At 69.7% G+C, this 24,308-nt stretch carries 24 protein-coding genes; 11 read left to right on the top strand and 13 right to left on the bottom strand.

Annotation, left to right across the window (positions count from 1 at the left end; genetic code table 11):
* Positions 1–300 precede the first annotated feature (300 nt).
* The 3 genes from ACQY4O_RS03970 to ACQY4O_RS03960 all read right to left on the bottom strand — a co-directional run bounded on the left by ACQY4O_RS03970 (position 301) and on the right by ACQY4O_RS03960 (position 3,896).
* The gene (locus ACQY4O_RS03970; protein ID WP_428374935.1) at positions 301–1,560 is read right to left on the bottom strand and encodes a glycosyltransferase family 4 protein; all 1,260 of its coding nucleotides are present in this window, start codon (positions 1,558–1,560) and stop codon (positions 301–303) included.
* Between the two features lie 26 nt (positions 1,561–1,586).
* Positions 1,587–2,540, bottom strand: coding sequence for a 2OG-Fe(II) oxygenase (locus ACQY4O_RS03965; RefSeq protein ID WP_428374934.1), 954 nt, complete (start codon positions 2,538–2,540; stop codon positions 1,587–1,589).
* A 273-nt stretch (positions 2,541–2,813) separates the two neighbouring features.
* Positions 2,814–3,896 carry a dipeptidase gene (locus ACQY4O_RS03960; protein WP_428374933.1) on the bottom strand — a complete coding sequence of 361 codons (1,083 nt, stop codon included), beginning with the start codon at positions 3,894–3,896 and terminating at the stop codon, positions 2,814–2,816.
* A gap of 77 nt (positions 3,897–3,973) precedes the next feature.
* Between ACQY4O_RS03960 and ACQY4O_RS03955 the strand changes: the two genes are divergently transcribed.
* Positions 3,974–4,768 (top strand): exodeoxyribonuclease III, encoded by a 795-nt coding sequence (locus tag ACQY4O_RS03955; protein WP_428374932.1) that lies wholly within the window; start codon positions 3,974–3,976, stop codon positions 4,766–4,768.
* Positions 4,769–4,790: 22 nt separating this feature from the next.
* On the top strand, positions 4,791–5,594 hold the full coding sequence (locus ACQY4O_RS03950) for an MOSC domain-containing protein (protein ID WP_428374931.1): 804 nt from the start codon (positions 4,791–4,793) through the stop codon (positions 5,592–5,594).
* Between the two features lie 20 nt (positions 5,595–5,614).
* On the opposite strand, the gene ACQY4O_RS03945 is transcribed toward ACQY4O_RS03950, so the two are convergent.
* Both ACQY4O_RS03945 and ACQY4O_RS03940 read right to left on the bottom strand, forming a co-directional pair.
* Positions 5,615–6,343, bottom strand: coding sequence for an MgtC/SapB family protein (locus ACQY4O_RS03945; protein WP_428374930.1), 729 nt, complete (start codon positions 6,341–6,343; stop codon positions 5,615–5,617).
* Between the two features lie 13 nt (positions 6,344–6,356).
* Positions 6,357–7,598: a phospholipase D-like domain-containing protein gene (locus tag ACQY4O_RS03940; protein ID WP_428374929.1), complete on the bottom strand. Its 1,242-nt coding sequence runs from the start codon at positions 7,596–7,598 to the stop codon at positions 6,357–6,359.
* A gap of 123 nt (positions 7,599–7,721) precedes the next feature.
* Here ACQY4O_RS03940 and lptF point away from each other — a divergent pair, with 123 nt between their 5' ends.
* The 6 genes from lptF to ACQY4O_RS03910 all read left to right on the top strand — a co-directional run bounded on the left by lptF (position 7,722) and on the right by ACQY4O_RS03910 (position 15,180).
* Positions 7,722–8,885 carry an LPS export ABC transporter permease LptF gene (gene lptF / locus ACQY4O_RS03935; protein ID WP_428374928.1) on the top strand — a complete coding sequence of 388 codons (1,164 nt, stop codon included), beginning with the start codon at positions 7,722–7,724 and terminating at the stop codon, positions 8,883–8,885.
* A 3-nt stretch (positions 8,886–8,888) separates the two neighbouring features.
* Positions 8,889–10,007: an LPS export ABC transporter permease LptG gene (lptG, locus tag ACQY4O_RS03930; RefSeq protein ID WP_428374927.1), complete on the top strand. Its 1,119-nt coding sequence runs from the start codon at positions 8,889–8,891 to the stop codon at positions 10,005–10,007.
* Complete coding sequence (locus tag ACQY4O_RS03925; RefSeq protein ID WP_428374926.1) at positions 10,007–12,331, top strand: LPS-assembly protein LptD; 2,325 nt, start codon at positions 10,007–10,009, stop codon at positions 12,329–12,331. Before lptG ends, ACQY4O_RS03925 begins: the two co-directional genes overlap by 1 nt.
* A 34-nt stretch (positions 12,332–12,365) precedes the next feature.
* Entirely contained in the window at positions 12,366–13,709 is a 1,344-nt protein-coding gene (locus ACQY4O_RS03920) for a peptidylprolyl isomerase (RefSeq protein ID WP_428374925.1), read from the top strand.
* Positions 13,710–13,961: 252 nt separating this feature from the next.
* Positions 13,962–14,726 (top strand): 16S rRNA (adenine(1518)-N(6)/adenine(1519)-N(6))-dimethyltransferase RsmA, encoded by a 765-nt coding sequence (gene rsmA / locus ACQY4O_RS03915; protein WP_428378092.1) that lies wholly within the window; start codon positions 13,962–13,964, stop codon positions 14,724–14,726.
* A 97-nt stretch (positions 14,727–14,823) separates the two neighbouring features.
* Positions 14,824–15,180 carry a hypothetical protein gene (locus ACQY4O_RS03910; RefSeq protein WP_428374924.1) on the top strand — a complete coding sequence of 119 codons (357 nt, stop codon included), beginning with the start codon at positions 14,824–14,826 and terminating at the stop codon, positions 15,178–15,180.
* A 14-nt stretch (positions 15,181–15,194) separates the two neighbouring features.
* On the opposite strand, the gene ACQY4O_RS03905 is transcribed toward ACQY4O_RS03910, so the two are convergent.
* From ACQY4O_RS03905 to ACQY4O_RS03895, 3 genes are read right to left on the bottom strand one after another with little or no spacing between them, the layout of a single operon-like run.
* Complete coding sequence (locus tag ACQY4O_RS03905) at positions 15,195–16,433, bottom strand: MFS transporter (protein ID WP_428374923.1); 1,239 nt, start codon at positions 16,431–16,433, stop codon at positions 15,195–15,197.
* Between the two features lie 40 nt (positions 16,434–16,473).
* On the bottom strand, positions 16,474–17,532 hold the full coding sequence (locus tag ACQY4O_RS03900; protein ID WP_428374922.1) for an NAD(P)H-dependent flavin oxidoreductase: 1,059 nt from the start codon (positions 17,530–17,532) through the stop codon (positions 16,474–16,476).
* Positions 17,522–18,763 carry an aspartate kinase gene (locus ACQY4O_RS03895; protein WP_428374921.1) on the bottom strand — a complete coding sequence of 414 codons (1,242 nt, stop codon included), beginning with the start codon at positions 18,761–18,763 and terminating at the stop codon, positions 17,522–17,524. The genes ACQY4O_RS03900 and ACQY4O_RS03895 overlap by 11 nt, the downstream gene beginning before the upstream one ends.
* A gap of 184 nt (positions 18,764–18,947) precedes the next feature.
* Between ACQY4O_RS03895 and ubiG the strand changes: the two genes are divergently transcribed.
* Complete coding sequence (gene ubiG / locus ACQY4O_RS03890; RefSeq protein WP_428374920.1) at positions 18,948–19,721, top strand: bifunctional 2-polyprenyl-6-hydroxyphenol methylase/3-demethylubiquinol 3-O-methyltransferase UbiG; 774 nt, start codon at positions 18,948–18,950, stop codon at positions 19,719–19,721.
* Positions 19,722–19,728: 7 nt separating this feature from the next.
* On the opposite strand, the gene ACQY4O_RS03885 is transcribed toward ubiG, so the two are convergent.
* The 4 genes from ACQY4O_RS03885 to ACQY4O_RS03870 form a co-directional block, all read right to left on the bottom strand.
* Complete coding sequence (locus tag ACQY4O_RS03885; protein WP_428374919.1) at positions 19,729–20,175, bottom strand: DUF2147 domain-containing protein; 447 nt, start codon at positions 20,173–20,175, stop codon at positions 19,729–19,731.
* Position 20,176: 1 nt separating this feature from the next.
* On the bottom strand, positions 20,177–20,758 hold the full coding sequence (locus ACQY4O_RS03880; RefSeq protein ID WP_428374918.1) for a DUF1178 family protein: 582 nt from the start codon (positions 20,756–20,758) through the stop codon (positions 20,177–20,179).
* Positions 20,759–20,768: 10 nt separating this feature from the next.
* Positions 20,769–21,029 (bottom strand): glutaredoxin 3, encoded by a 261-nt coding sequence (grxC, locus tag ACQY4O_RS03875; RefSeq protein WP_428374917.1) that lies wholly within the window; start codon positions 21,027–21,029, stop codon positions 20,769–20,771.
* Positions 21,030–21,217: 188 nt separating this feature from the next.
* A complete protein-coding gene (locus tag ACQY4O_RS03870; RefSeq protein WP_428374916.1) occupies positions 21,218–21,964 on the bottom strand; it encodes a ComF family protein in 747 nt (248 codons plus the stop codon).
* Between the two features lie 127 nt (positions 21,965–22,091).
* Between ACQY4O_RS03870 and ACQY4O_RS03865 the strand changes: the two genes are divergently transcribed.
* Both ACQY4O_RS03865 and ACQY4O_RS03860 read left to right on the top strand, forming a co-directional pair.
* Positions 22,092–23,051 carry a methyltransferase domain-containing protein gene (locus ACQY4O_RS03865; RefSeq protein ID WP_428374915.1) on the top strand — a complete coding sequence of 320 codons (960 nt, stop codon included), beginning with the start codon at positions 22,092–22,094 and terminating at the stop codon, positions 23,049–23,051.
* Between the two features lie 32 nt (positions 23,052–23,083).
* Positions 23,084–23,233, top strand: coding sequence for a hypothetical protein (locus tag ACQY4O_RS03860; protein ID WP_428374914.1), 150 nt, complete (start codon positions 23,084–23,086; stop codon positions 23,231–23,233).
* Between the two features lie 8 nt (positions 23,234–23,241).
* On the opposite strand, the gene moaA is transcribed toward ACQY4O_RS03860, so the two are convergent.
* Positions 23,242–24,285 (bottom strand): GTP 3',8-cyclase MoaA, encoded by a 1,044-nt coding sequence (moaA, locus tag ACQY4O_RS03855; RefSeq protein WP_428374913.1) that lies wholly within the window; start codon positions 24,283–24,285, stop codon positions 23,242–23,244.
* Positions 24,286–24,308: the final 23 nt, after the last annotated feature.

Below are 24,308 nucleotides of genomic sequence, written 5' to 3'. Positions count from 1 at the left end.
TGTATTCTTATCCAAGCGCCCCGTCATAACAATGACTTAAATCGGCTGTGCTCGGAAAATAACGGGTGTCAATGGCCGTGGTGGACAAAATGCCAAGCCGGCGACTCAGGGATAGCCGCCAAGAGTCCTGTTTCGTTCTCGCCGGGAGACGTCTCACGGTTATGTGAGCCTGTGTATCGGAAAAGAGAACGGGCGAAAAACTTGATCAGGCCCTGGCGCGGGCGCGCCGGAGGATCGGCCTGCCGCGCTCCCGACAGCGCGTCGCGCCGCCTGCCTCTTGCGCGAACGACAGCCCGACGCTCAGATCATCGCCTCGATGACCGCGGCGATGGTCGCGGTGCATGGTGCGGAAGCAAAGCGCCTCGCCTTGGCGCGGATCATGGTGCGGTCGAAGCTGTGGCGGCGGTCGTGGAAGGCGCGCAGCGACTCCGCGATCCCGGCGACCGAGATGTCGCGCAGCAGCACCCCGGTGACGCCATCCTCGATGACCTCGGGAATGCCGCCCATCGTGGTCGCGATCGACGGCAGGCCGGTCGCCGCGGCTTCCGCATAGACCATGCCGAAGCCCTCCACATCGCCGCCGCTCGGCTTCACCGCCATGATGAAGGCGTCGCTGCGGCCGAACTCCTCGATGACCGTCTCGGTGCTCACGCTGCCCAGGAAGCGGACACGGCCGGACAGGCCCAGGCGATCGGCTATGCAGATCAGCCGGGCCAGGTCGTCGCCATCGCCGATCACGGTATAGTGGCAGTCGATCTCGCCCCTGAGCAGGGCGATCGCCTCCAGCACGCCCTCGATGTTCTTGCGCCTGGCGCTGGAGTCCAGGCGCGCCACCGTGACCAGCCGCAGGCGGTCGCTGCGGCCGGGATCGCCGTCGCGGAAGAAATCCTGGCGCATGCCCGGCGGCACCACGGTGAAGCGCGAGGCCGGCACGCCGTATAGGCTGGCGCACAGGTCGCGCGAAAACGCGCTGTTGGCGAACATCCAGCGGGCGGCCCGCAGCCCGGCGCCGATCTGCCGGCTGCGCCAGCGCTGCACGATCGCCGGCCCGGCCAGGCGGCCGGCATTGCGCACCGCCCGGCCCGGCATCGGATACCAGGGCCGGGTGAAGTCGTTGCCGTGCACGTAGGCGAACAGCGGTGCCTTCAGGACACAGCTGTACGGCGCCAGCCCGGCATTGAGGGTGATCCAGGCATCGACCGGCTCGTGCGCCAGCTGCAGCACGTCATCAGCCACGCTCCAGCGCATGACCGGGCGCACGGTGACGTTCCGGCCGGCGATATCGGACACCGGCGCCTGGCCGGTAAAGACGACGATCTCGTGGTCCTGCGAGAGGTTGTCCACCAGTCCCCGCGCATGCTCCTGCATGCCGCCATGCCCGGGCGGGATCTCGGAGGCGATGATGCCGAGCCTGAGGGCGCGCCGGGCAGGCCCGCGGTGCCCACACCCCGGCTCGGGCTCGGACCGCTTCGGCACGTCGCACGCTCGAGACGCCAGCGCCACATCGGTGTCGGCGTGGGCCGCGTGATCCTGGAAGCGATCGGCTTCGAGCAACACCATGTCTGCGGTCCTGGAACGTCGTGTGACTATGTCTTCGAGGGCTTCGCGGTCTTCGAGCCGGGCCGCATCGCACGCCGAGCCAGGCGCAGGCCGTCGAGCAGCATCGGCGGCAGCGCGTAGCGCACCGCCTTCGCCGCGGTGTCGCGGAGCGACACGGGTGCGACCGCCGCATCGAGGAACTGGGTGGTGATCCGCTCCGGCGGGGTCGGGTCGGGGCGGCCGTTGGTGTAGAAATAGGCCGCGACCGAGCGGCGGGTGCGGCCGTCCGGCGTGTTCACCGGCACCGGATGGCCATGCAGGCTGTTGGCCGAGTGCATGAACAGGATGGAGCGCCCGAACACCGGAACCACCTCGCGGACGCACGCGTCGCGGGTCCAGAGCTCGAGCGCGCCGCCCCAGTCCGCCTGCCAGCCCTTGTTGAGGTAGGTGATGAAGACCAGGCGGTTGTCCAGCTTGGTGTCCACGTGCCGGGTGAAGTCCACATGCACCTTGAACTTGCCGCCGACCGGGATCTCGTGCAGCCCGCCGCCGCGCAGCATCGGGTCGGTCACCAGCGCCTGGATGCCGGTCACGCTGCTCAGGAACTGGGTGAACTTGGCGCGGTGGATGGTGTCGAAATAGCCCTGGCTGCCCGGACCGAGGCGGACGTTCGGCCGGGTGCCGAACTTCACCTCGTTGGCCGTCTCGTACTTGATCCAGTCCTCGCTGCGCACCCGGTCGTAGTCGGCCGCCACCCGCTCCAGCATCTGCGGATCGAACAGGCCGTCGATCACCAGGTGCGGAAAGGGTGCTGCCGCGTCGAAGCGGTCACGCAGCGCCAGCACGGTGGCCTCGGAGAGCATCGCCTCGTTCAGCCCGTCCGAGGCGTAGGCCGGCTGCAGCTGCACCGCCGCCGCGTCCTGCCGGGGAGCGACCTCCTGCAGGGCAGTCTGGCGCGGCGCGGCCGGTTCGAACGAAGCCAGGGTAGCCGAAGCAGACATGTGTTCCTCCGTAAGGCTGACAGCAAGACGATTTCAGCGCTGCGCGCGTCGGGGCTTGCTCAGGTCAAGAAAGTCCCGGTGGCAATTGGTTATGATGAATATCCGAGCCAGGGCAATGCCCCACAGACCCGGCATCCGTTACGACAAAGTTCCGGTCTGACAAATTGTTCCGAGGACGATGTGCCCTTCCGGCCACCGTTTTTGCAAGGAAAGCGTAACCTTCTACGCGTTAATACTTCGTTCTACCTTTGGCACCTTGTGTAACACGGCAGTTCAGGACGGTTCCGCTGCACGCTCTGCGCGTCGCAACAGCCGCAGGAAGTTGCCGCCCCAGAAGGCCGCGATCTCGGCATGGCCATAGCCACGCCGCACCAGTTCCGCGGTCACCGCCTCGCTCTCGCCGGCATTGCTCCAGCCGGCGACCGCACCGCCGCCGTCGAAGTCCGAACTGATGCCGGCATGCGCCACGCCGATGCGCTGCACCACGTAGTCCAGATGGTCGACGAAATCCCCGATCGAGGCCTGCTGCTTCGCCGAAGCCTGATGCTTTCCCGCAGCCTGGGTCTTTCCTGAAGCGGGGGCGCTGTCCGGCTTGGGGCGCAGGAAGGACGGCATCGCGGTGATCTGGATCAGGCCCTCGGTGTCGCGCAGCGCATCAAGCTGGGTGTCGTCGAGGTTGCGCGGATGGTCGCACAGCGCCCGCACGCAGGAATGCGTCGCCACCACCGGCGTCGTCGAGTGCATCGCCGCCTGCAGCATCGACTGGCGCGACAGGTGCGAGACATCGACCAGCATGCCGAGCCGGTTCATCTCGGTGATCGCCTCGCGACCGAACGGGCTCAGGCCGCCATGCAGGGTCTCGCCGTCCCCGAGATCGCGGCGCGGGACCGCGGAGTCCGCCAGCGCATTATGCCCGTTATGGGTCATCGTCATGTAGCGGGCGCCCTTGGCCCGCAGCTGCGCCAGCATCCCGAGATCCGCACCGATGGCATGGCCGTTCTCCACCGCCGGCACGATCGCGATCACCCCCGCGGCGAAGGCGGCCTGGATCTGCGCGCTGCTCGTGCACAGCCGCGCGGCGATGCCGCCCCGGCTGGCTCCCATCGCCGCGATCGCGTCCAGCATGGCGAGCGCCCGGTCCGAGGCGGCGGCATAGCCCGCGGCATCGCGGCTGCCCTGCGGAATATAGGCGGCAAAGCAGCCGGCCCGCAGCCCGCCGCGCAGCATCTTGGGCAGGTCGACGCGGCGCCTGGCGCTCTCGGTAAAGGGATCGTCCGCCTCGCTGGCCGGCCACGGGATGTCGATATGGCTGTCCAGCGTGAGGATGGAGCGGTGCAGGGCGGCGATGTCGGTCATGCGGCCGCAACCCAACGACAACCGCGTCGGTTGCGCAAGCTTGCGCCGGGCGCCGGTTTGCGCGACCTCGCCTGCGCATGCGCATCGTCACCTGGAACATCAACTCGCTGCGGCTCCGCCTGCCGCTGCTCGAACGCCTGGTGGCGCAGCTGTCACCGGATGTCATCTGCCTGCAGGAGACCAAGGTCCCGGACGAGCTGTTTCCGCACGCGGCGGGACCGGCGCTGGGCTACCCGCATGTCGCCTTTTGCGGCATGAAATCCTATAACGGGGTTGCGATCTTCTCCCGGCTGCCGCTCGCGCCGGCCATCGCCGCGCCCGACTGGTGCCTGAGGAACGACCGCCGCCATCTCGCGGTCACGCTGCAGGCCAGTTCCGGGCCGATCGAGCTGCACGACTTCTATGTCCCGGCCGGCGGCGACATCCCGGACCCGGAGGCGAACCCGAAATTCGCCCACAAGCTCGCCTTCGTGGAGGAGGCGGCCCGCCATTTCACCCGCATGCCGCCGCAGCGGCGGATCCTGGTCGGCGACCTCAACATCGCCCCCGGCGAGCACGACGTGTGGAGCCACAGGCAGCTGCTGGGCATCGTCAGCCACACCCCGCCCGAGGTGGAGCGCCTGCTCGCCTGGCAGCACACCGGCTTCGTGGACGCGATGCGGCACTTCGTGCCAGCCGACCGGAAGCTCTATACCTGGTGGTCGTATCGCAACCGCGACTGGCGCCTGTCGGACCGGGGCCGCCGCCTCGACCATGTCTGGGTCACCCCCGACCTGGTCCCTGCCCTGCGCCGGCTCAGCGTCCACAAGGAGGCCCGCGATTGGCCGACACCCTCCGACCATGTCCCGGTGATGCTCGAACTGGATGCCTGAGCGGCATTCCCGGCCGGCCGGCATGCGGCTGACCGGCCTGCGACGCTATCCGGTCAAGGGCTTGCGCGGCGAGGATCACGCGGCGCTGGATGTCGATGCCTGGGGCCCGTCGGGCGACCGGCGCTGGATGGTGGTGCAACCGGATGGCGGCTTCATGAGCCAGCGCCGCTGGCCGGGCCTGGCCCGGATCGGGGCGACGCTGCAGGGCGACGGCAGCCTGCTGCTGCAGTCGCGAGAGGCCTCGATCCGGGTGCCGCGACCGGACGGCGCGGCGCGGCTGCGGGTGACGGTCTGGCTGCGCGAACTGGATGCCGCCCTGGCCGGGGCCGCCGCCGATGCCTGGCTCGCCGCGCGGCTCGGGCAGGCGTGCCGGCTGGTCTATCTCGACGACCCGTCGGCGCGCCCGGTCGAGCGCATCCCCGGCGTGCGGGAGGACGACACGGTCTCGTTCGCGGACGCCTACCCGATCCTGCTGACCAGCACCGCCTCGCTCAGCGCCCTGAACGCGGAACTGGAAGCTCCGGTCGGCATGGACCGGTTCCGGCCGAACCTGGTGATCGACGGCGCCGCACCCTGGCAGGAGGATGGCTGGCAGCGGCTGCGGATCGGCGGGATGGTGTTCCGCGCCCCGAAGGCCTGCACCCGCTGCATCGTCACCACCCTCGACCAGGCCACCGGCCTGGCACCGGTGCCGGGCGAACCGCTGCGCACGCTGGGCCGGCTGAACCGCAACGCCGCGGGCATCGTGTTCGGCCGCAACCTGATCCCCGACGCCCCCGGGCGGCTCCAGGTGGGCGATCCGGTCGAAGTCCTGAGCGAAACCTGAGACCCGTCGCCGGCAGAGGCTCAGTCCACGATCGCGTTCACGTCCGTCGAGCGCACCGACACCACGCCGTCGATCTCCGACAAGCTGGCGCTCAGATGCGTCACCGGCCGGCCGCCGCGAACCTCCAGCGACAGGGTGACGATCCGGGCCGTGCCTTCGATCGCCTCCTGGTCGTGCTCGATCTGCACCCGGTCGATGACGAAGCGCTGGGCACCGCAGGCGACCAGCACATGGCGCAGGATGCCGCGCCCGTCCCAGTAGGCGACCGTCAGGTGCGAGGGCGCCCAGCGCGACCGCGGCAGGCGGCGCACCATCAGCGGGAAGATGAACATGATGATGAGGTGGCCGATGGTCACTGCCACCGCCAGGATCGGCAGGCCGGCGCCGCACGCCATGCCGAGTGCCGCGGTGAGCCAGACCGAGGCGGCGGTGGTCAGCCCGCGCACGAAGTCGCGTCGCATAAAGATGACGCCGCCGCCGATGAAGCCGATGCCGGACACCACCTGTGCTGCGACCCGCGAGGGGTCGAGCACCACCCGGTTGTTCACCAGCACGTCCATGAAGCCGTACTTGGAGATCAGCATGATCAGCGCGGAGGCGAGGCCGACCAGCGTGTAGGTGCGCAGCCCGGCGCTCTTCTGGCGGAATTCGCGCTCCAGCCCGACGAGGGCGGACAGGACGAAGGCGAGTCCGAGTTCGAAAAGCTGCAGGGCGCCCTGCCCGGTCGGGTCGAGCAACTGACCTGTCAAGGCAGCCGGCCAATCACATCAGTTGCTTCCACACCCGCGCCGCCTGCTCGGCAATGTGCTCCCTGAGCGAGCGCCCGGTCCAGTCGCGCAGGCGAATTTGCACCGCGCGCGCGATCTCGGCCCGCAGCATCGCCTCGACGGCGCCGGCGGTCGGGCGTCCGAGCACGATCGCGTCGATCTCGTTGTTGTAATAGACGCTGCGTCGGTCGAGGTTGGACGAGCCGATCGCGGTCCAGACCCCGTCGATGGTCCCGACCTTGGCGTGCAGCATGGCCCGGCGCACCTCGTGGATGCGGATGCCGGCCGCCAGCAGCCGGCCATACAGGGCGCGGGCCGCATGCACCGCCGGCGGCACGTCGCTGTAGCCGGGCAGCAGCAGGTCCACCGAAACGCCGCGCCGCGCCGTCGCCGCCAGCAGGCGCCACTCGCGGTTGGTCGGCACGAAATAGCCGGTCGCCAGCACGACCCGGTGGCGCGCCCCGTTGAGCGCCGCCCGCAGCGCGTGGTTGTAGAGCGGCCGCCGTTCGCCCGGCGCGCTGCCGTCGATACGCAGCGTCTCGCCAATCGCTGTCGCACCACTCTTGGTCGCCGGCGCCGGGCCAGCGACATCCGAGCCGGTGCCGGCTTCCCCGCGCAGCGGCGCGCGCTCGCCCTCCTGCCCGTGCCAGGTGTGGAAGAACAGCTTCTGGATCTCGGCCACCGCCGGCCCGTCGATACGCACCGCGCTGTCGATCCAGAAGGCATGGTCCGGGTCGGGACCGCGCCCGACGCTCTCCGGGGTCTCATAGACGCGGGACATGTTGGCGCCGCCGAGGAAGCCGACCCGGCCGTCGATCACCGTCAGCTTGCGATGGTCGCGGTCGTTGAGGTGCAGGTTGAACCGCCGTCGCAGCGGGTTGACCGAATGATATTCGAGCACCTGGGCGCCGGCCTGCCGCAGCCGCTCGAACCGCCGGTCGGGCGTCTTGCCGGACCCCACGGCGTCCCAGATCACCGCGACCTCGACCCCCGAGCGCGCCCGCTCCTCGAGGAGTGCGAACAGCGACAGGCCGTCCAGGCGGACATCGTCGAGCGTGTAGTACTCCATGTGGATATGGTCGCGAGCCGCCTCGATCGCCCGCATGATCGCGCGCACCGCGTCGGCCCCGCTGGGCAGCAGCGCGACCCGGTTGCCGTCGATCAGCGGGCAGTCCGAGACCGGGTCGTGCAGCCGGACCTGGTGCTCGAGATCGTCCGTCGCGGACCAGCTGGTCATGTGGGCCTCCCCGACTGCGTTCTGGCGCGCCGCCCGGGGCCGGCGCACCAGCGGACAGCACGCGTGCGCAACTCCGTGGCCTTGCTCCCTTTTGCGCGACGCGGCGTGCAGGTAGAGAGGGGCATGATCGCGCTGCAAGCCACCCGGCTCGACCGATATGTCCTGCGCCAGCTGCTGGCCGCCCTGCTGGCCAGCACCGGCGGGCTGGCGGCGTTGATCTGGCTGACGCAGTCGCTGCGCTTCGTCGCCATGGTTGTTGATCGCGGCCTGTCGCTGCGTGTGTTCCTGCAGCTCACCGGGCTGCTGATCCCGTCCTTCGTCGCCGTCATCCTGCCCATCACGACCTTCGTCGTCGTCCAGTTCATCTACCAGCGCCTCGCCGGCGACCGCGAGCTGACGGTGATGCGCGCCGCCGGGCTATCGTCGACGGCGATCGCGCGCCCGGCGATCGCCTGCGCCGGCATCTCGGTCGTGCTCTCCTACGTGCTCAACCTGTGGATCGTTCCGGCGAGCTACCACGCCTTCCGCGAATACGAGTTCGAGATACGCAATAAGATGGCGGCCTTCCTGCTGCAGGAGGGCGTGTTCACCCAGGTCTCCGACACCATGACCGTCTATATCCGCGCCCGCGACCATGATGGCACGCTGCGCGGCATCCTGGTCGAGGACGACCGCCAGAAGAACAGCCGGGCCACCATCCTGGCCGAGCACGGCACCCTGCTGGCCGGCGACGGACCGCCCCGGGTGGTGCTGTTCAACGGCTCGCGCGAGGAGATCGACCGCCGCACCGGCCGGCTCGACGTGCTGACATTCGCGCGCAACACCATCGACCTCGCCTCCTCCAACAAGGACGAGCAGCGCTACCGCGACTCCACCGAGATGTCGCTCGCCGAGCTGCTCGCTCCCGATCCGCACGTCGTCGCCGTTCGCGACCGCGGCAAGTTCCTGGTCGAGGCGCACCGGCGGCTGTCCGCGCCGCTCACGGCGTTCTCGTTCGCCATGGTGGCGCTGGTCGCGGTGCTGATGGGCGCCTTCAGCCGGCATGGTGGCATGATCCGGCCGATGGTCGCGATCCTGGTGGTGGTCGGCCTGCTCGCACTCGGACTGGTGGTGCAGAACATCGCCGCCCGCGACCCGGTGCTGATCCCGCTGATCTGGCTGGTCTCGATCCTGCCGGGGGTCATGGCAGCGGCGATGCTGTTCGGACCGGAATGGCGCGCGCGGCGCGAGATCGACCGCCGCGACACGGCCGCCCGTGTCCCCGCCATCCGCGCCAGCTCCGCCTGACCGATGTTCACGCGGCTTGCGGTCACGCTCTCGTTCTACATCGCCAGGCAGTTCACCTACGCGGTGCTGGCGATGGTGGCCGCCCTGACCGGGCTGGTCTCGCTGTTCGACTTCATCGACCTGCTGCGGCGCGCGGCGACGCGCCCGGATGTCGGCGCGTCCATCCCGGTGCAGATCGCAGCCCTGAGGCTGCCGTACTACTGCATCGAGATCCTGCCGTTCGCGGTGCTGCTCGGCGGCATCGTCTGCTTCTGGCGGCTGACGCGCTCCTCGGAGCTGATCGTGGCGCGTGCGTCCGGCATCTCGGCGTGGCAGTTCCTGGCGGCGCCGCTGACCTGCGCACTGCTCATCGGCGGACTTGCCACCACCGTGCTGAGCCCGCTCTCCTCGGTGATGTTTGCGCAGGCCGAGGCGCTCGACGGGCTCTACCTGCAGAACGGCGGCGGCACGCTCGACCTCGAAGGCGGCCAGCTCTGGCTGCGGCAGGCCGACCGCCAGCTGACGCCGCAGGGGGTGGCGATGCTGCATGCGCGCGCGGTGCACATGCACGACCGCGACCTGGAGCTTGCCGGCGTCAGCGTGTTCCGCCTGGACGATGCCGACCACCTGCTGGTGCGCATCGAGGCGCCGTCGGCGCGGCTGGGCCAGAAGCGCTGGCTGCTGGCCGACGCGCACAGCATCACGCCCGACCACCTGCCGGTCGCCGTCGGCACCATGAGCCTGCCGACCGACCTCACCGTGCACCGGGTGCAGGAGAGCTTCGCCTCGCCCGACACCTTCTCGGTCTGGACGCTGCCGGGCTTCATCGCCCTGCTCGAGCGCTCCGGCTTCTCGGCGATCCGGCACCGCCTGCACTTCCAGTCGCTGCTGGCGCTGCCGCTGCTCGCCGGCACCATGTCGTTGGTCTCGGCCGGCTTCTCCATGCGACCGGCCCGGCGCGGCGGCGTGGCCCGGATGATCGGCAGCGGCGTCGCCGCCGGCTTCGCGCTGTTCACTATTTCCAAGATCGCCGAACAGTTCGGCGAGTCTGGCGCGCTGCCGCCGGTTATGGCGGCCTGGGCGCCGACCGGCGCCGGGCTGCTGCTGGCCATCACCCTGCTGCTTCACCTGGAGGATGGCTGATGCCCCGCTTGTGTTCGGCCGTCCCGTCTCGCAAGCCCGGCGCGCCGCGCCGCGACCGGCTCGCGGGCGCCATGCTGGCCGGCGGCGTGTGCCTGCCGGTGTGCCTGCCGGTGTGCCTGCCGGGGGGCCCGGCGCTGGCGCAGGTCGGCACGCATGCCGGCCACGCCGCGCCGGTGACACGCGACGAGCCGGTCACCTTCCAGGCCGACAACGTCTCGTACGACACCCACCATGCCCTGGTGACCTGGACCGGCCACGTCACGATCTGGCAGAACGGCCACATCCTGCTCGCCGACCGCGTCACCTACGACCGCAATACCGGCGTGGCGGCCGCCACCGGCCATGTCGCGATCATCGAGCCGGACGGCCAGGTGCTGTTCGCGCAGTACATGGAGCTGACACAGGGCATGCGGCAGGCGGTGATGACCGACATGCGCGGCATCCTGGCGATGAACGGCAAGCTCGCCGCCAACGGCGCGCGTCGCACCGACGGCAAGCTCAACGACATGTCGCGCGCGGTCTATACCGCGTGCAAGATCTGCGCACAGCATCCGGAGCGGGCGCCGTTCTGGCAGCTGCGGTCATATTCGGCGACGCAGGATCTCGAGCACAAGCGCATCGAGTACGAGGACACCTACCTCGACATGTTCGGCATCCCATTGGGCTACCTGCCGTACTTCTCGACGCCGGATCCGTCGGTGAAGCGCCAGAGCGGGCTCCTGCTCAGCGACTTCTCGCTCGACGACAAGAATCTCGGAACCTACGTGACGCTGCCCTACTACTGGGTGATCGACGGCCAGTCGGATGCGACCCTGGTGCCGTTGATCGCGTCGAGCACCGGACCGCAATTCACCGGACAGTATCGCAACCGCTTCAATGACGGCCGCTTCACCTTCACCGGCGCGGTCGCCTACGACACCCATACGCCGTCGCTGATCGCCGGCCAGGCACCGGACTATTCCGCGATCGGGCTGTCGGGCTACGGCTTCGCCAAAGCCGACTTCGACTGGAACGAGAACTGGCACTACGGTGCCAACATCAACCTTGCCAGCTCGTCCGACTACATGCGCGACTACCGGGTCACCGGCTACGGCCAGGATGTGCTGACCAGCAACGCCTTCGTCGAGGGCTTCGGCATCGGCGCCTATTCGCGCCTCGAGGCGATCGCGTTCCAGGGGCTGAATACCGGCGTCATCAACCAGAGCGAGCTGCCCTACGTGCTGCCGCGCTACAAGTACAGCTACTACGGCGAGCCGGACCTGTTCGGCGGCCGGCTGTCGGTGGACAGCAACGACTTCAACGTCTATCGGCCGGACGGCGTATCGGACGAGCGCGCCAGCCTCAGCCTGAACTACGACCGGCCGTTCCGTGGCCCGCTCGGAACCATGTGGCTGTTCACGCTGCATCTCGATTCCGAGGTTTACAACGCGCACAAGCTCGACCTGACGCCGACCTACGGCAACGTCAACGCGGCCACCACCGCGCAGGCGCTGCCGACGGCGGCCCTGAAGCTGAACTGGCCGTTCCTGCGCACCCTGCACGGCGGCAGCACGCAGATCGTCGAGCCGATCGCCCAGCTCGTCGCGGCGCCGAACTCCGGCAACAGCATCAACGACCATATCCCGAACGAGGACAGCCTCGACTACGAGTTCACCGACACCTCGCTGTTCGCGCTCAACCGGCACGAAGGCATCGACCGGCTCGACGGCGGCATGCGCGCGAATGTCGGACTGCACGCGAACTGGTCCTGGGGCACCAGGCAGATCGACGCGCTGGTCGGCCAGAGCTACCAGGAGCATGTCGACCAGAACCAGATCATCGATTCCGGTCTGCAGACGCACGTGTCCGACATCGTCAGCCGGATCAGCTTCGTGCCGGAGAGCTGGCTCGACCTCACGGCACGCGGCCGGTTCGACCACGAGACGGGACAGGTGCATTTCGCCGACGGGCTGATCAGCGTCGGCACCAACCTGTTCCGCGTGACCGGCGGCTACATCTACAACCAGCACGACCTGTACTACTATTACGACAGCACGACCCGCACGAGCGATCCGCAGCTCGCCTTCTTCGAGCCGCAGAACGAGGCGACGCTCGGGCTCTCCAGCCGCTGGAAGGAATTCCGCGCCTCGGTGTTCGGCCGACGCGACCTCGCCACCAACCAGAACGTCGCCGTCGGCGCCGACGGCGCCTACGAGAACGACTGCTTCATCTTCGACGTATCGTTCGTCAAGCGCTACACCACGATCAGCGGCGAGACCGGTGACACCTCGATCCTGTTCAGCGTCACCTTCAAGACGATCGGCACCTTCCCGGTGAACGGATGACATGCAAGCTGCCATGCTCGGAAAGAAACGCCTCATGACCAGACTCGCCCGCTTCGCAATCCCGGTCCTGTCGGCACTGGCATGGCTGGCGACGCCGTGCCTTGCGACGGCCGTCCAGCGGCACGCGCACCAAACTCCGGCTGCGGATGCAAATGCCGCCACCAGCGAAGACGGCCAGAGCCAGGATGCAATCGTCGCGGTGGTCAATGGCGGCATCATCACGCATCGCGACGTCGATAATCGCGGCCGGTTGTTCGCGCTCTCCACCGGGTTGCCGATGAACGACGAGGTGCTGTCGCACCTGCGTCCGCAGATCACCCGGCAGCTGATCGACGAGAAGCTGCGCATGCAGGAGATCCAGTCGCGCCGCATCGTGATCGCCCCCGAGCAGATCGCCGCCGCCATCGCCGATATCGAGAAGCGCAACAGCATGAAGCCGAACGCGCTGCGCGATCATCTCGCCCAGGACGGCGTCTCGCTCAACACGCTGATCGACCAGATCCGCGTGCAGCTCGGCTGGACCCATGTGCTGCGCGAGCAGCTCGGCGAGCGCGCGCGCATCGGCAATGCCGACATCAAGCAGCGCGAGGCGGCGCTCAAGCGCGAGGTCGGGCAACCCGAATACAGCATCAGCGAGATCTTCATCCCGGTGGATGATCCGACCCACAACCAGGAGGCGCTGGCCTTCGCGCAGACCGTCATCAAGCAGCTGCACGAGGGCGCGCCGTTCGCGATCGTGGCCGCACAGTTCAGCCAGGCACAGACCGCGCTGGAGGGCGGCTCGCTCGGCTGGGTGCAGGCGGACGAGCTCGATCCGCAGGTGCTCGGCATCGTGCAGCAGATGCCGATCGGCGCGGTCAGCAACCCGATCCGGGTCGCCGGCGGCTACGACGTCGTGACGCTGGCCGGCAAGCGCGAGATCGGCCGCGAGATCGCCACCGTGCTGGGCCTGCGCCAGGCCTTCATCCCGTTCACCAGCACGCTCAATCCGCAGGCGCCGACGCCGCAGCAGCAACAGGCGCTGGCGCGCGCCGAGGCGCTGTCGAAATCCGCGCATGATTGCGGCGCGATCGAGGCCGCCAACAAGGCCGCCGGGGAGACCCGGCCGGCCAATCCCGGCGATGTGGAGCTCGACCACCTGAACCCGCAGATGCGCAACGTGCTCGACCCGCTCAAGGCCGGCCAGGCCACGCGACCGCTGGTATCGACCGACGGCATCGCGGTGATCATGGTCTGCTCGCGGGAAACCAAGAACCTCTCCGACCGCTCGGCCGACGAGATCGCCGACCAGCTGCTGAACGAACGCGTCGAGCAGGTGTCGCGACAGGTGAACCGCGATCTCCATCGGCGTGCCTCCATAGAAATGCGCTCCACCTGAGGGAGGCTGCTTGCAAACGCCTGCTGCTGGCGATCCGACGCGGCTTTCCTGCGCTCCGCTGCTCACGGCCAAGGAGGCCGCTGCGCTGCGGTGCTCGGAAAGCCACGCCGGCCGCGGCCCTGCGGGCCGCTCTCATCCAGCATCAGGCGTTTTCAAACAGCCTCCGGCTCTACAAAGAGGCTGAATTCCAGGGTTGGGACCTGTGGTCCCTTGGCTGAAGAAAGCCTGCGCGACGTCATCGCGCGTCATGGAATGCAGGCGCGCAAGTCGCTGGGGCAGCATTTCCTGCTCGATTTGAACCTGACCGCGCGTATCGCTTCGATGGCCGGCGACCTTGCCGGGCGGCATGTGGTCGAGGTCGGGCCAGGCCCCGGTGGCCTCACCCGGGCGCTGCTGAGTGGCCACGCCACCGCCATCACCGCGGTCGAGGTCGATCCGCGCGCGATCGCGGCCACCCTTGAACTGGCGGCGGCGCATCCGGGGCGGCTTGCGGTCGTGGCTGCGGATGCGATGGCGCTCGACCTGACGACACTGTGCCCGGCGCCGCGCCAGATCGTGGCGAACCTGCCGTACAATGTCGGCACGCCGCTGCTGATCGGCTGGCTGCGGCAGGCGGCGCAGTGGGAGCGCCTGACGCTGATGTTCCAGCTCGAGGTGGCGGAGCGGATCTGTGCCGCACCCGATACGAGTGCCTACGGCCGACTCTCGGTGCTGGCGCAATGGTGCTGTACCGCCGACGTGCTGATGCATGTGCCGCCGGGCGCCTTCACGCCGCCGCCGCAGGTGACCTCCGCGGTGATCGGCCTGGTGCCGCGCGCGGTGCAGCCGGATCCATCCCTGTTCGCCGCGATGGAGCGGCTGACCGCCGCGGCGTTCGGCCAGCGCCGCAAGATGCTGCGCGGCGCCTTGCGCGGGCTCGGCGGCGAGGCGTTCCTGAGGCGCGCCGGCATCGAGCCGAGCCGGCGCGCCGAGACGCTCGACGTCGCGGAGTTCGACCGGCTGGCGCGGCTGCTCTGAACCGGCCGGTCCGGCTGCAGGGCCAGAAAGGCCGCCTGACGGTGCGAGCCGGATAGCGGTATCATGGCGATCATCTCACCGCCCGGAGCAGACCGACATGCCCACACCACTCGCGATGGACGCCGTACTCTCCGATGTCGTGCCGCTGCTCAGGCAGCCCGAGGAGGACGTCCGGCGCATCCTGGAGACGCTCGGCAAGCTGCGCGAAGGCAGCCGGGATGTCGTCGTGCGCATCGGCGTGACCGGAACTGGCAAGCCGCCGAACTACCGGATCGATCTCGCGGACACGCCGCTGATGGCCTTCGACGGCGCGACGCACCGAGCGTTGACCGGCGTCAAGCGGATCGAGACCGAGGCCTGGAGCACCGCCAGCATGACCTACCTGGAGGTCAGGACCATGCTGGGCCGGTTGCGCGGCTTCGTGAAGAAGGGCCCGGCGCCACGTCACCGCTGACGAAAGGCGGTCTCTCAGTCGAGCGGCTGTCCGGCGGTCTCGCGGAAGGCCAGCACGGCCGGCAGCGAGACGACCGCGCCCAGGATGACGTAGTAGGTCACCGAGATGGCAGCCCCGGTTGCCGCGATCAGGCCGGTGGCGATGAACGGCGCGAACCCGCCGAACACCATCGAGGCCAGGTTGTACGAGGTGCTCAGCCCGGTGAGCCGGCTGCGGGTGGGGAACATCTCCACCAGGGCGGCCGTCATGCTGCCGATGAACAGGCCGCAATTGGCACCTAGCGCGCACTGGACCAGCACCGCGAGCGCGTGCGTGGCCCCGTGCAGGATCAGCCAGACCAGCGGGTAGGACAGCAGCAGGAAGACCAGGCAGCTGAACAGCAGCACCGGCTTGCGGCCGATCCGGTCCGACAGCGCGCCCGAGCCCACCACCGCGCATCCGGTGGCGATGGTGGCGAGCACCGTCGAGGTCAGCGCCTCGCGCGCGGTCCAGCCGGCGTCGTGCTGCAGGAAGGTCGGGAAGTACGAGAGGTAGATATAGATCGCGACCGACTGGACCGAGACGAAGCAGAACGCGAACAGCAGCTTCCCGGCACTCAGGCGCCGCGCAGGGGCGGTGTCGGTGCGGGCCGCGATGAACACCGGCGTCTCGCCGATCCTGCGGCGTGCCAGCAGGCCGAGCGGACCGATCAGCGCGCCGAGCAGGAACGGGACACGCCAGCCCCAGGCCTCCATGTCCGCGCGACCCAGCAGGACGACGAGCAGGTCGGCGACCGCGGTGCCGATCAGCTGGCCCAGGAAGATGCTGCCGGGGTGGAAGCTACCGTAGAGTCCCCGCCGGCGGGCGGGCGCCCACTCGACCAGGAAAGAGGCCGAGCCGCCCCACTCGCCGCCGGCCGAGAAGCCCTGCAGGGCGCGCGCGACCACCAGCAGCAGCGGCGCCCAGACGCCGATCGTCGCGTAGTCCGGGAGTGCGCCGATCAGCCCGGTACCCGCCGCCATCAGGCCGATGGTCAGCAGCAGCGCCGGCTTGCGTCCCTTGCGATCGCCGAACAGGCCGATCGCGAGGCCGCCGAGCGGACGCGCCACGAAGCCGACGCCGAACACCGCGAAGGTCTGCAGCAGCGCCACCGTCGGGCCGGAATGCGGGAAGAACCGGTGCCCGATGATCGTGGCGAGGAAGGCATAGACGGTGAAATCGTACCATTCCAGCGCGTTGCCGATCACCGATGCGACGACGACGCGAACGCCCATGTGTGGGGAAGTCGGCTGGACCGAGGACACCGCCCGTGCCTCAGGCGGCGGTGCGTCGCAGCAGCGCCTGCACGGCCTGCTCTACGAGTTCCGCAATGATCGTGGCCGTCGGCTGGATCTGCGTCACCATGCCCACCGACTGCCCGGCCATCACCGAGCCGGCCTCGATGTCGCCGTCGATCACCGCGCGACGCAGGGCGCCGGCCCAGAAATGCTCGATCTCGAGCTGCGCCGCCTCGCGGGTCAGTTCGCCGGACTGGAACCGGTGCAGCGTCTCGGCCTGGTGCACCAGGAACCGCTTCGTGCCCTCATTGACCAGGCCGCGCACCGGGATCACCGGGAACCGCTCGTCGAGCTGCACCGAGGGCAACGCATCCCGCGCCGAGGCGCGGATGAAGGCGGCCTTGTAGCGCGCGTGCGCGATGCTCTCAGTGGAGGCCGCGAACCGGGTGCCGAGCTGCGCGCCGGCGGCTCCCATCTCCAGCATGCCGAGGATCGCATCGCCGCGCCCGAGGCCGCCGGCCACGAACACCGGCACGTCGCGTATCTGCGGCAGGATCTCCTGCGCCAGCACGGTCAGCGACACCGGACCGATATGGCCGCCCGCCTCCGAGCCCTCGATCACCAGCGCGTCGGCGCCGGTGCGCGCCAGCCGCTTGGCCAGCACCAAAGCGGGTGCGAAGGCGATCAGCTTGGCGCCGCCATCCTTGACCGCGCGCACCGCCGCCCCGGACGGTATGCCGCCTGCCAGCACGACATGGCCGACCTTGGCCTCGATGCAGACCCGGATCAGGTCATTGAGCTCGGGGTGCATGGTGATCAGGTTGACGCCGAACGGGTAGCCGGTCAGCGCCTGGGTGGCGGCGATCTCGCGCGCCAGCAGGTCAGGCCCCATCGCGCCGCAGGCGATCACGCCGAAGCCGCCGGCATTGGAGATGGCGGAGACCAGGTGGCGTTCGGACACCCAGCTCATCGCACCGCCCAGGATCGCGACCTCGGTGCCGAGGAACGCGCGGCCGCGCGCCCACAGCCGGTCGAGCTGCGCGCGTGCCGCGCGCGCCGGATCGGTGCGCATCGCCGGGTCGATGTCAGGCGACATCGAGACGATACGCGCTGTGCAGGGCGCGGACGGCAAGCTCGGTATATTCGGCCGCAATCAGCACGCTCACCTTGATCTCGCTGGTCGAGATGACCTGGATATTGATCGACCGGTCCGACAGGGTCCGGAACATGGTACTGGCGACGCCGGCATGGCTGCGCATGCCGACGCCGACCACGCTGATCTTGGCGACGTCGGCGTCGGTCAGCATCTCGCCGTACTGGATCACGCCGCGTGCCGCGTCGAGCACCTGGATGGCGCGCGCGAGGTCGCTCTTCGACGTGGTGAAGGTCATGTCGGTGCTGCCGTCGGCCCCGGTGCTCTGCACGATCATGTCGACATTGACATGGGCTTCGGCGAGCGGCCCGAACACCGCGGCCGCGACCCCGGGCCGGTCCGGCACCCGGCGCACGGTGATCTTGGCCTCGTCGCGCGAATAGGCGATGCCGGCGACAATTTCCTGTTCCACGATCTCGTCCTCGTCAACGACCAGCGTGCCGGGGAGCCGGCCCTCCTCGGGCGGCGCGGGGTCACCGAAGCTCGAAAGCACCTGGACCCGCACCCGTTCCTTCATCGCCAGCTCGACGCTGCGCGTCTGCAGCACCTTGGCGCCGACGGAGGCCAGCTCCAGCATCTCCTCGTAGGCGATCCGGTCCAGCTTGCGCGCCCGCGGCACGATGCGCGGGTCGGTCGTGTAGATGCCGTCCACGTCGGTATAGATGTCGCAGCGATCCGCGCGGATGGCGGCCGCCAGCGCCACCGCCGAGGTATCCGAGCCGCCGCGGCCCAGCGTGGTCACCCGGTGGTCCGGCCCCAGCCCCTGGAACCCTGCCACCACCGGCACCTGGCCCGCCTGCATGCGCGCCACCAGGGTGTCGCCCTCGATGCTGCGTATGCGCGCGCGGCCGTGCGCATCGTCGGTCAGGAGCGGGATCTGCCAGCCCTGCCAGGAGCGCGCCTCGACGCCGATCGCCTGCAACGCCAGGGCGACAAGGCCGCTGGTCACCTGCTCGCCGGTGGCCACCACCGTATCGTATTCGCGGGCGTCGTGCAGCGGCGACAGGGCCTGGCAGAAGCCGATCAGCTCGTTGGTCACCCCGGACATCGCCGAGACCACGACCGCCACCTCGTCACCAAGGCCGACCTGGCGCGCAACGCGGGCGGCGACGCTGCGGATCCGGTCGAGGTCGGCGACAGAGGTCCCGCCGAACTTCATCACGATGCGGGCCATGGGCAGCGACAGCCTTCCAGTTCACCGGGCGCCCAGAGCATGATCCGATCGATCATGCTCCGCTGGTCGTTCGACAGGGCAGGCACCGGGGCGCCGACACATGCGGCGGCACGATTGCAGGCCGACGACAGGCGGGTCACATAGCTTCGTCTCGGCGGCACGGCAACACGGGCAAGGCGGCAACATGCAGGGGAACGAATCCGGTGCGACGGCAAGCTCGGTCTCGACCTCGTCTGTCAGGACCGGGGAGATCGAGCGCTTCGACGCCCTTGCGGCGCAATGGTGGGATCCGGACGGGCCGATGCGCATGCTGCACCGGATGAACCCGCTGCGCATCGGCTGGATCGACCGCCGGCTGCGGCGCCGGCCGGACACGCGCCTGCGGCTGCTCGATCTCGGCTGCGGCGCCGGGCTCGCCAGCGAGGCCCTGGCAGCGCTCGGCCACGATGTGCTCGGGGTGGACGCGTCGCCGGAAGCCATCCTGGCGGCCCGGGAACACCACGCAGCGCCCCGGCTGACGGCTCCGGGGCAGGGGCCTGCGGGCCATGCCGGCGCCTTGTCCTATCGCGACGGAAGCGCCGAGGCGCTGCTGCGGGAGGGCCTGCGTTTCGACGCCGTGATCGCCCTCGAGGTGATCGAGCATGTGACCGATCCGGCCGGCTTCCTGCGCCTGCTGGCCGGGCTGCTGCAGCCCGGCGGCGTGATCGTCATCTCCACGCTGAACCGCACCCTGCGATCGCTCGCCACCGCCAAGATCGGCGCCGAGTACGTCTTGCGCCTGTTGCCGGCCGGCACGCATGACTGGCGCCGCTTCGTCACCCCGGCCGAACTCGGACGGCACGCGGCACGGGCCGGCCTGCGCGTCGCCGACCTCTCCGGCATGGTTCCCGGCCTTAATGGCTGGCGCGAGAGCCACGATACCGCGGTGAACTACATCGCGCTGCTCGAAAGCCGGTGATCAAACACTAACGCAGGTGACAGGCGGCGCCGATGGTGCCGGTGAACCGGCTCCAGCGCTGCGTCTCGCCGAAGATCGGCAGCAACAGGTAGCCGCGCAGGTTGAGCATGCCGGGACTGGGGGACCAGATCTCGGCGTGATAGGTGCGCCCGCTCTCGGGATCGAGGATCATGCCGTCCCAGCGCCCGGGCCGCCCGGGATCTGGGCGGAAGTCGGTCAGCATCATCAGGTTGCATTGCGGCTGGCCGTGCTTGTCGGTCGGCATCCTGGTGTCGTAGCGGATGCCGACCAGCCGCCCGCACAGCACCGGCCCGCATTGCCGGATGCTGAACACGCCGTCATGGTCCTGGCTGAGCCACAGCCCCAGCGGCGCCGCCGGTTGCTGCGCCCGCGCGCCCGGCGCCACGAGTGCCAGACACGCGCCCAGGACTGCGAGCCAACCCGGCCGCGGCATTTTAGCCGTCGGCACGCGGCAGCCAGGGAATGCGGTTCACCGCGATCCCGTCATCGGCGAGCGCCTCGACCTCGTCGGCGGTGGCCTGACCGTAGATGCCGCGCCGCGCTTGGTCCGGCGCTTCGGCGGCCTTGCGATGCTCGGCACGCGCCACCTGCGCGAAGCGCTCACCGACATCGTCGCAGTTCCGCTCGATCTCGGCGCGCATGCGCTGCAGCACCGCGCGCACCTGGTCCGGCAGCACCGCCACGCCACCTGCCGCCGCGCCGGGCGCCGCCACAGATGTCTGGCCAGGGTTGGGCCCAGTCCTGGGCCCAGTCCTTGGCTCAGTCCTTGGCTCAGCCCTTGGCTCAGTCCTTGGCTCAGTCCTTGGCTCCGGTCCCGCTCCAGGCGCCGGCGGCGCGGCACGCAGCCGGCGCGAGGCACGCACGGCCGGCGCCATCATCGCGCGCGTCACGGCGCTGGTCGCACATTCGGGGCAGCTCAGCAGGCCACGTGCCGACTGCTCGTCGAAGCCGGCGGCATCGCGAAACCAGCCCTCGAAGCCGTGGCCCGCCGAACAGCGCAGTTGGTAGTGGATCATGCCGGCTGGATCAGGCGGCCTTGAGCAGCGGATCGAGCTCGCCGCGCCCGTCCAGCGCCACCAGGTCGTCGCAGCCACCGATATGGCGCCCGTCGATGAAGATCTGCGGCACGCTGGTGCGTCCGCCGGCGCGCTCGGCCGACAGCTGGCGCTGGGGCGTGCCGTGCGGCGCTTCGATCTGCTGAAACTCCACGCCCTTGGCCTGCAGGAGCGCCACGGCCCGGGCGCAAAACGGGCAGTACGGCTGGGTGTAGATCTCGATCTGCGCCATCGTCACATCCGTTGTCGTTATCCAGGCCTAATGGTCGTATCGCGCGGGCTCCGGGACAAGAGGCCCCGGACTACATGCCCGGGAGTAGATGCCCGGAACGCGATGCCCGGAACGCCATGCAACCTGCCGCCGTGGCCGATGATCGTCAAAACCCGCACCCTGGATGCCGGTGTCGGCAGCCGGGGCGCTCATGTCGCCCGTGGTGCGGTGCGGGCCGCCACCAGCAGGTCCACCGCGGCCGCGCCCGCCTGCAGCAGCACCTCCGAGCAGGCCTGTGCCGTCGAGCCGGTGGTCAGCACGTCGTCCACCAGCAGGATGCGCTTGCCCTGGAGCGCCGCCAGCCGGTCGGGCCGGCATGCGATCGCGCCCCGGATCAGCGCCGCGCGCTCGGCCGCCGGGCAGGAGGCGAGGCTCTTGGTGGCGCGCGTGCGGATCAGGCCGTCGACGAGCAAAGGACGCTTGGCGATTCTCGCCACATGGCGCGCCAGCAGCGCCGACTGGTTGTAGCGGCGGCCGAACAGGCGCCCGCGATGCAGCGGCACCGGCAGCAGCAGGTCGCATGCAGCCAGCAGGGCGGCCCCGGCGCGGGCCATGTGCGGCGCCAGGAACCGGGCATTCTCGGTGCGGTCGGCATATTTCAGGGGCAGGATGATCTGGCGCGAGAACTCGTCATAGCCGAAGGCCGCCCGCGCCCGCTGCCATGTCGGTGGCCGCTCGATGCACGGGGCGCAGGTCCGGGTCAGGCCGCCCTCCGCGGCTGCCGCGAACGCGATGCCGCAGCGGCGGCAACACGGCTCGAGGATGAAGTCGGCGCGCCTGAAGCACGCTGCGCAGAACTGGCCCGGGCTCGCCACGACCCGGTCGCAGGTCGGGCACTGCGGCGGCAGCACCAGGTCGAGCGCGATCCGGCCGCCATACCGGATCCAGCCCCGCACGGACTGCAAAGACGTTCGTGCGGCAGCCTGTTCTCGCGTGAGTTGCATCCCACACCCATGACGTGCAAAACGCCCGGAAGCAAGCCTGCTCTGGGCCGGGACGGCTGCGTCGGTCGCTCTTGGCAAAGTGCTGACGCATCCGCACATCCCGCGCGTGCAGGACGCCATCATCTTCGACCGTCGGGCCGTCCGGCTGCATCGCGACCGCGCCGCCGGCACGGTGCGAGCGGTCGGCGACATTCTGGATGAGGCGGCCGACCGCCTGCTCGACCGGCTGGACGATGTCAATCGCCGCTTCGTGCGCGCGCTCGATATCGGCGGCCGCGGCGTGCTCGCGAGCCGCCTGCGGGCGCGCGGCATCGAGACTGTCAGCATCGATCTCTCCCCGGCGATGCTGCAGCGCTCCGGGGCGCCGAAGTGCTCCGAGACGCCGAAGTGCTCCGAGACGCCGAAGTCCGGGGCGCTGCAGGTCGTCGCCGACGAGGAGTGGCTGCCGTTCGGTCCGGGCAGCTTCGACCTCGTGGTCGCCAGCCTGTCGCTGCACTGGGTCAACGACCTGCCCGGGGCGCTGGTGCAGATCCGCCACGCCATGCGTCCGGACGGGTTGTTCCTGGCCAGCATGCCGGTGCTGCCGACCCTGGCCGGCTTGCGCGCCGCCCTGCTGCAGGCCGAGATGGAGCTCTCCGGCGGGGTGTCGCCGCGCGTGTCGCCGTTCCCGGAGCTGCGCGACTGCGCGAGCCTGCTGCAACGGGCCGGGTTCGCGCTGCCGGTCGCCGATGCCGACGAGATCAGCCTCGCCTACCGCGACCCGCTTTCGCTGCTGCGCGACCTGCGTGCCGCCGGCGAGGCCAATGCGGTCGCGCTGCGCGACCGTCGGGTGCTACCGCGCGACGTGGTCCCGCTGGCTTTGAGCCATCTCGCGGCGGTGCTGCCGTACCAGACCACCCTGCGCATGGCGATGATGACCGGCTGGTCCCCCTCGCCCGACCAGCCGAAGCCGCTGCGGCCCGGGCAGTTCACCGTGCCGCTGGCGGATGCCGTCGGCGACCGATCCGACGCCCTGCTCGGGGGACCGGAACCCAAGTGACTGCCGACGCGCTATCACCGCGGGAGGCCCTGATGCGATATTCCATACCGGCCATGCTCGCTTCCCTCTGCGTCCTCGCCGCCTGCACGACGACACCGATGCCCTCCGCCGGACCGGCACCGGCGGCCAAGCCGGCGCTCGCGACCCCGCCCGCCTCGGTGATGACGCCGCAAGGCTACTGAAGCGGGCTTCAACCGCCGGTGGCGCTCATGTGACGCGCAACGCCCGCGGTCCGGTCGCGGCGTCCGATGATGAAATCATGCCCCTTCGGCTTGCGCGCGATGGCCTGGCGGATCGCGTGCAACAGCTCGTCCTCCGTGGCGCCGTCGCGCAACGGCGCCCGCAGGTCGGCCGCATCGTCCTGCCCGAGGCACATGAACAGCATCCCGGTGCAGCTCAGCCGCACACGGTTGCAGCTCTCGCAGAAATTGTGCGTCATCGGCGTAATGAACCCGAGCCGCCGTCCGGTCTCGGCGACCCTGACATAGCGGGCCGGACCGCCGGTCCGGTGGCCGGTCTCCTGCAGCCTCCAGCGCGCCGCGAGCCGTGCGCGAACGAGCGACAGCGGCAGGTAGCGGTCGCTGCGATCCTCCCCGGTATCGCCCATCGGCATCGTCTCGATCAGGCACAAATCGGCGCCGATCCGGCCGCACCAGGCGATCAGCTTGTCGAACTCGTCCTCGTTGACGCCGCGCATCGCCACCGTGTTGATCCGGACCGCCAGCCCCGCCTCGCACGCCGCCGCGATGCCGTCGAGCGTCCGCGCCAGGCTGCCGACGCGGGTGATCTCCCGGAAGCGCTGCGCATCGAGCGTATCGAGGCTGACATTGATCCGGCGCACCCCTGCCTTGTGCAGGCCCTCGGCATGCTGCGCCAGCCGGCTGCCGTTGGTGGTCAGCGTCAGCTCGTCGAGCCCGGCCTGCCCGTCGCCGCGCCCGAGCCAGCCGCCGAGTTCGCTCATGAACTCGATGACGCCGCGACGGACCAGTGGCTCGCCACCGGTGATGCGCAGGCGGCGCACCCCGGAGCGGATGAACGCGCCGCACAGGCGCTGCATCTCCTCGAAGCTCAGCACGTCGGCGCGCGGCAGGAAGATCATGTCCTCCGCCATGCAGTACACGCACCGCATGTCGCAACGGTCGGTGACCGAGACCCGCAGATAGCTGATGGAACGGCCGAACGGATCGACGACCGGAGCGGGCCCCGAGGCGGCCACGTCAGCGGACACAGGCATGGTCATGGTCATTCACGACATAT

The organism is Lichenicoccus sp. (genome assembly GCF_965277665.1).
GTDB lineage: Bacteria > Pseudomonadota > Alphaproteobacteria > Acetobacterales > Acetobacteraceae > Lichenicoccus.
The sequence above is the reverse complement of the archived record's forward strand: the minus strand, read 5'-3'. Positions and strand labels throughout refer to the sequence as shown.

What these genes read in the sequence shown, in the direction of transcription:
- lptG (WP_428374927.1), top strand. Translation starts at nt 8,889, where the DNA reads ATGTTCACGCGGCTTGCGGTCACGCTCTCGTTCTACATCGCCAGGCAG.
- ACQY4O_RS03910 (WP_428374924.1), top strand. Translation starts at nt 14,824, where the DNA reads ATGCCCACACCACTCGCGATGGACGCCGTACTCTCCGATGTCGTGCCG.
- ACQY4O_RS03950 (WP_428374931.1), top strand. Translation starts at nt 4,791, where the DNA reads ATGCGGCTGACCGGCCTGCGACGCTATCCGGTCAAGGGCTTGCGCGGC.
- rsmA (WP_428378092.1), top strand. Translation starts at nt 13,962, where the DNA reads ATGCAGGCGCGCAAGTCGCTGGGGCAGCATTTCCTGCTCGATTTGAAC.
- ACQY4O_RS03960 (WP_428374933.1), bottom strand. Translation starts at nt 3,896, where the DNA reads ATGACCGACATCGCCGCCCTGCACCGCTCCATCCTCACGCTGGACAGC.
- ACQY4O_RS03905 (WP_428374923.1), bottom strand. Translation starts at nt 16,433, where the DNA reads ATGGGCGTTCGCGTCGTCGTCGCATCGGTGATCGGCAACGCGCTGGAA.
- grxC (WP_428374917.1), bottom strand. Translation starts at nt 21,029, where the DNA reads ATGGCGCAGATCGAGATCTACACCCAGCCGTACTGCCCGTTTTGCGCC.
- ACQY4O_RS03900 (WP_428374922.1), bottom strand. Translation starts at nt 17,532, where the DNA reads ATGTCGCCTGACATCGACCCGGCGATGCGCACCGATCCGGCGCGCGCG.
- ubiG (WP_428374920.1), top strand. Translation starts at nt 18,948, where the DNA reads ATGCAGGGGAACGAATCCGGTGCGACGGCAAGCTCGGTCTCGACCTCG.
- ACQY4O_RS03925 (WP_428374926.1), top strand. Translation starts at nt 10,007, where the DNA reads ATGCCCCGCTTGTGTTCGGCCGTCCCGTCTCGCAAGCCCGGCGCGCCG.
- moaA (WP_428374913.1), bottom strand. Translation starts at nt 24,285, where the DNA reads ATGCCTGTGTCCGCTGACGTGGCCGCCTCGGGGCCCGCTCCGGTCGTC.
- ACQY4O_RS03880 (WP_428374918.1), bottom strand. Translation starts at nt 20,758, where the DNA reads ATGATCCACTACCAACTGCGCTGTTCGGCGGGCCACGGCTTCGAGGGC.
- ACQY4O_RS03920 (WP_428374925.1), top strand. Translation starts at nt 12,366, where the DNA reads ATGACCAGACTCGCCCGCTTCGCAATCCCGGTCCTGTCGGCACTGGCA.
- ACQY4O_RS03860 (WP_428374914.1), top strand. Translation starts at nt 23,084, where the DNA reads ATGCGATATTCCATACCGGCCATGCTCGCTTCCCTCTGCGTCCTCGCC.
- ACQY4O_RS03965 (WP_428374934.1), bottom strand. Translation starts at nt 2,540, where the DNA reads ATGTCTGCTTCGGCTACCCTGGCTTCGTTCGAACCGGCCGCGCCGCGC.
- ACQY4O_RS03955 (WP_428374932.1), top strand. Translation starts at nt 3,974, where the DNA reads ATGCGCATCGTCACCTGGAACATCAACTCGCTGCGGCTCCGCCTGCCG.
- ACQY4O_RS03895 (WP_428374921.1), bottom strand. Translation starts at nt 18,763, where the DNA reads ATGGCCCGCATCGTGATGAAGTTCGGCGGGACCTCTGTCGCCGACCTC.
- ACQY4O_RS03940 (WP_428374929.1), bottom strand. Translation starts at nt 7,598, where the DNA reads ATGACCAGCTGGTCCGCGACGGACGATCTCGAGCACCAGGTCCGGCTG.
- ACQY4O_RS03970 (WP_428374935.1), bottom strand. Translation starts at nt 1,560, where the DNA reads ATGGTGTTGCTCGAAGCCGATCGCTTCCAGGATCACGCGGCCCACGCC.
- lptF (WP_428374928.1), top strand. Translation starts at nt 7,722, where the DNA reads ATGATCGCGCTGCAAGCCACCCGGCTCGACCGATATGTCCTGCGCCAG.
- ACQY4O_RS03885 (WP_428374919.1), bottom strand. Translation starts at nt 20,175, where the DNA reads ATGCCGCGGCCGGGTTGGCTCGCAGTCCTGGGCGCGTGTCTGGCACTC.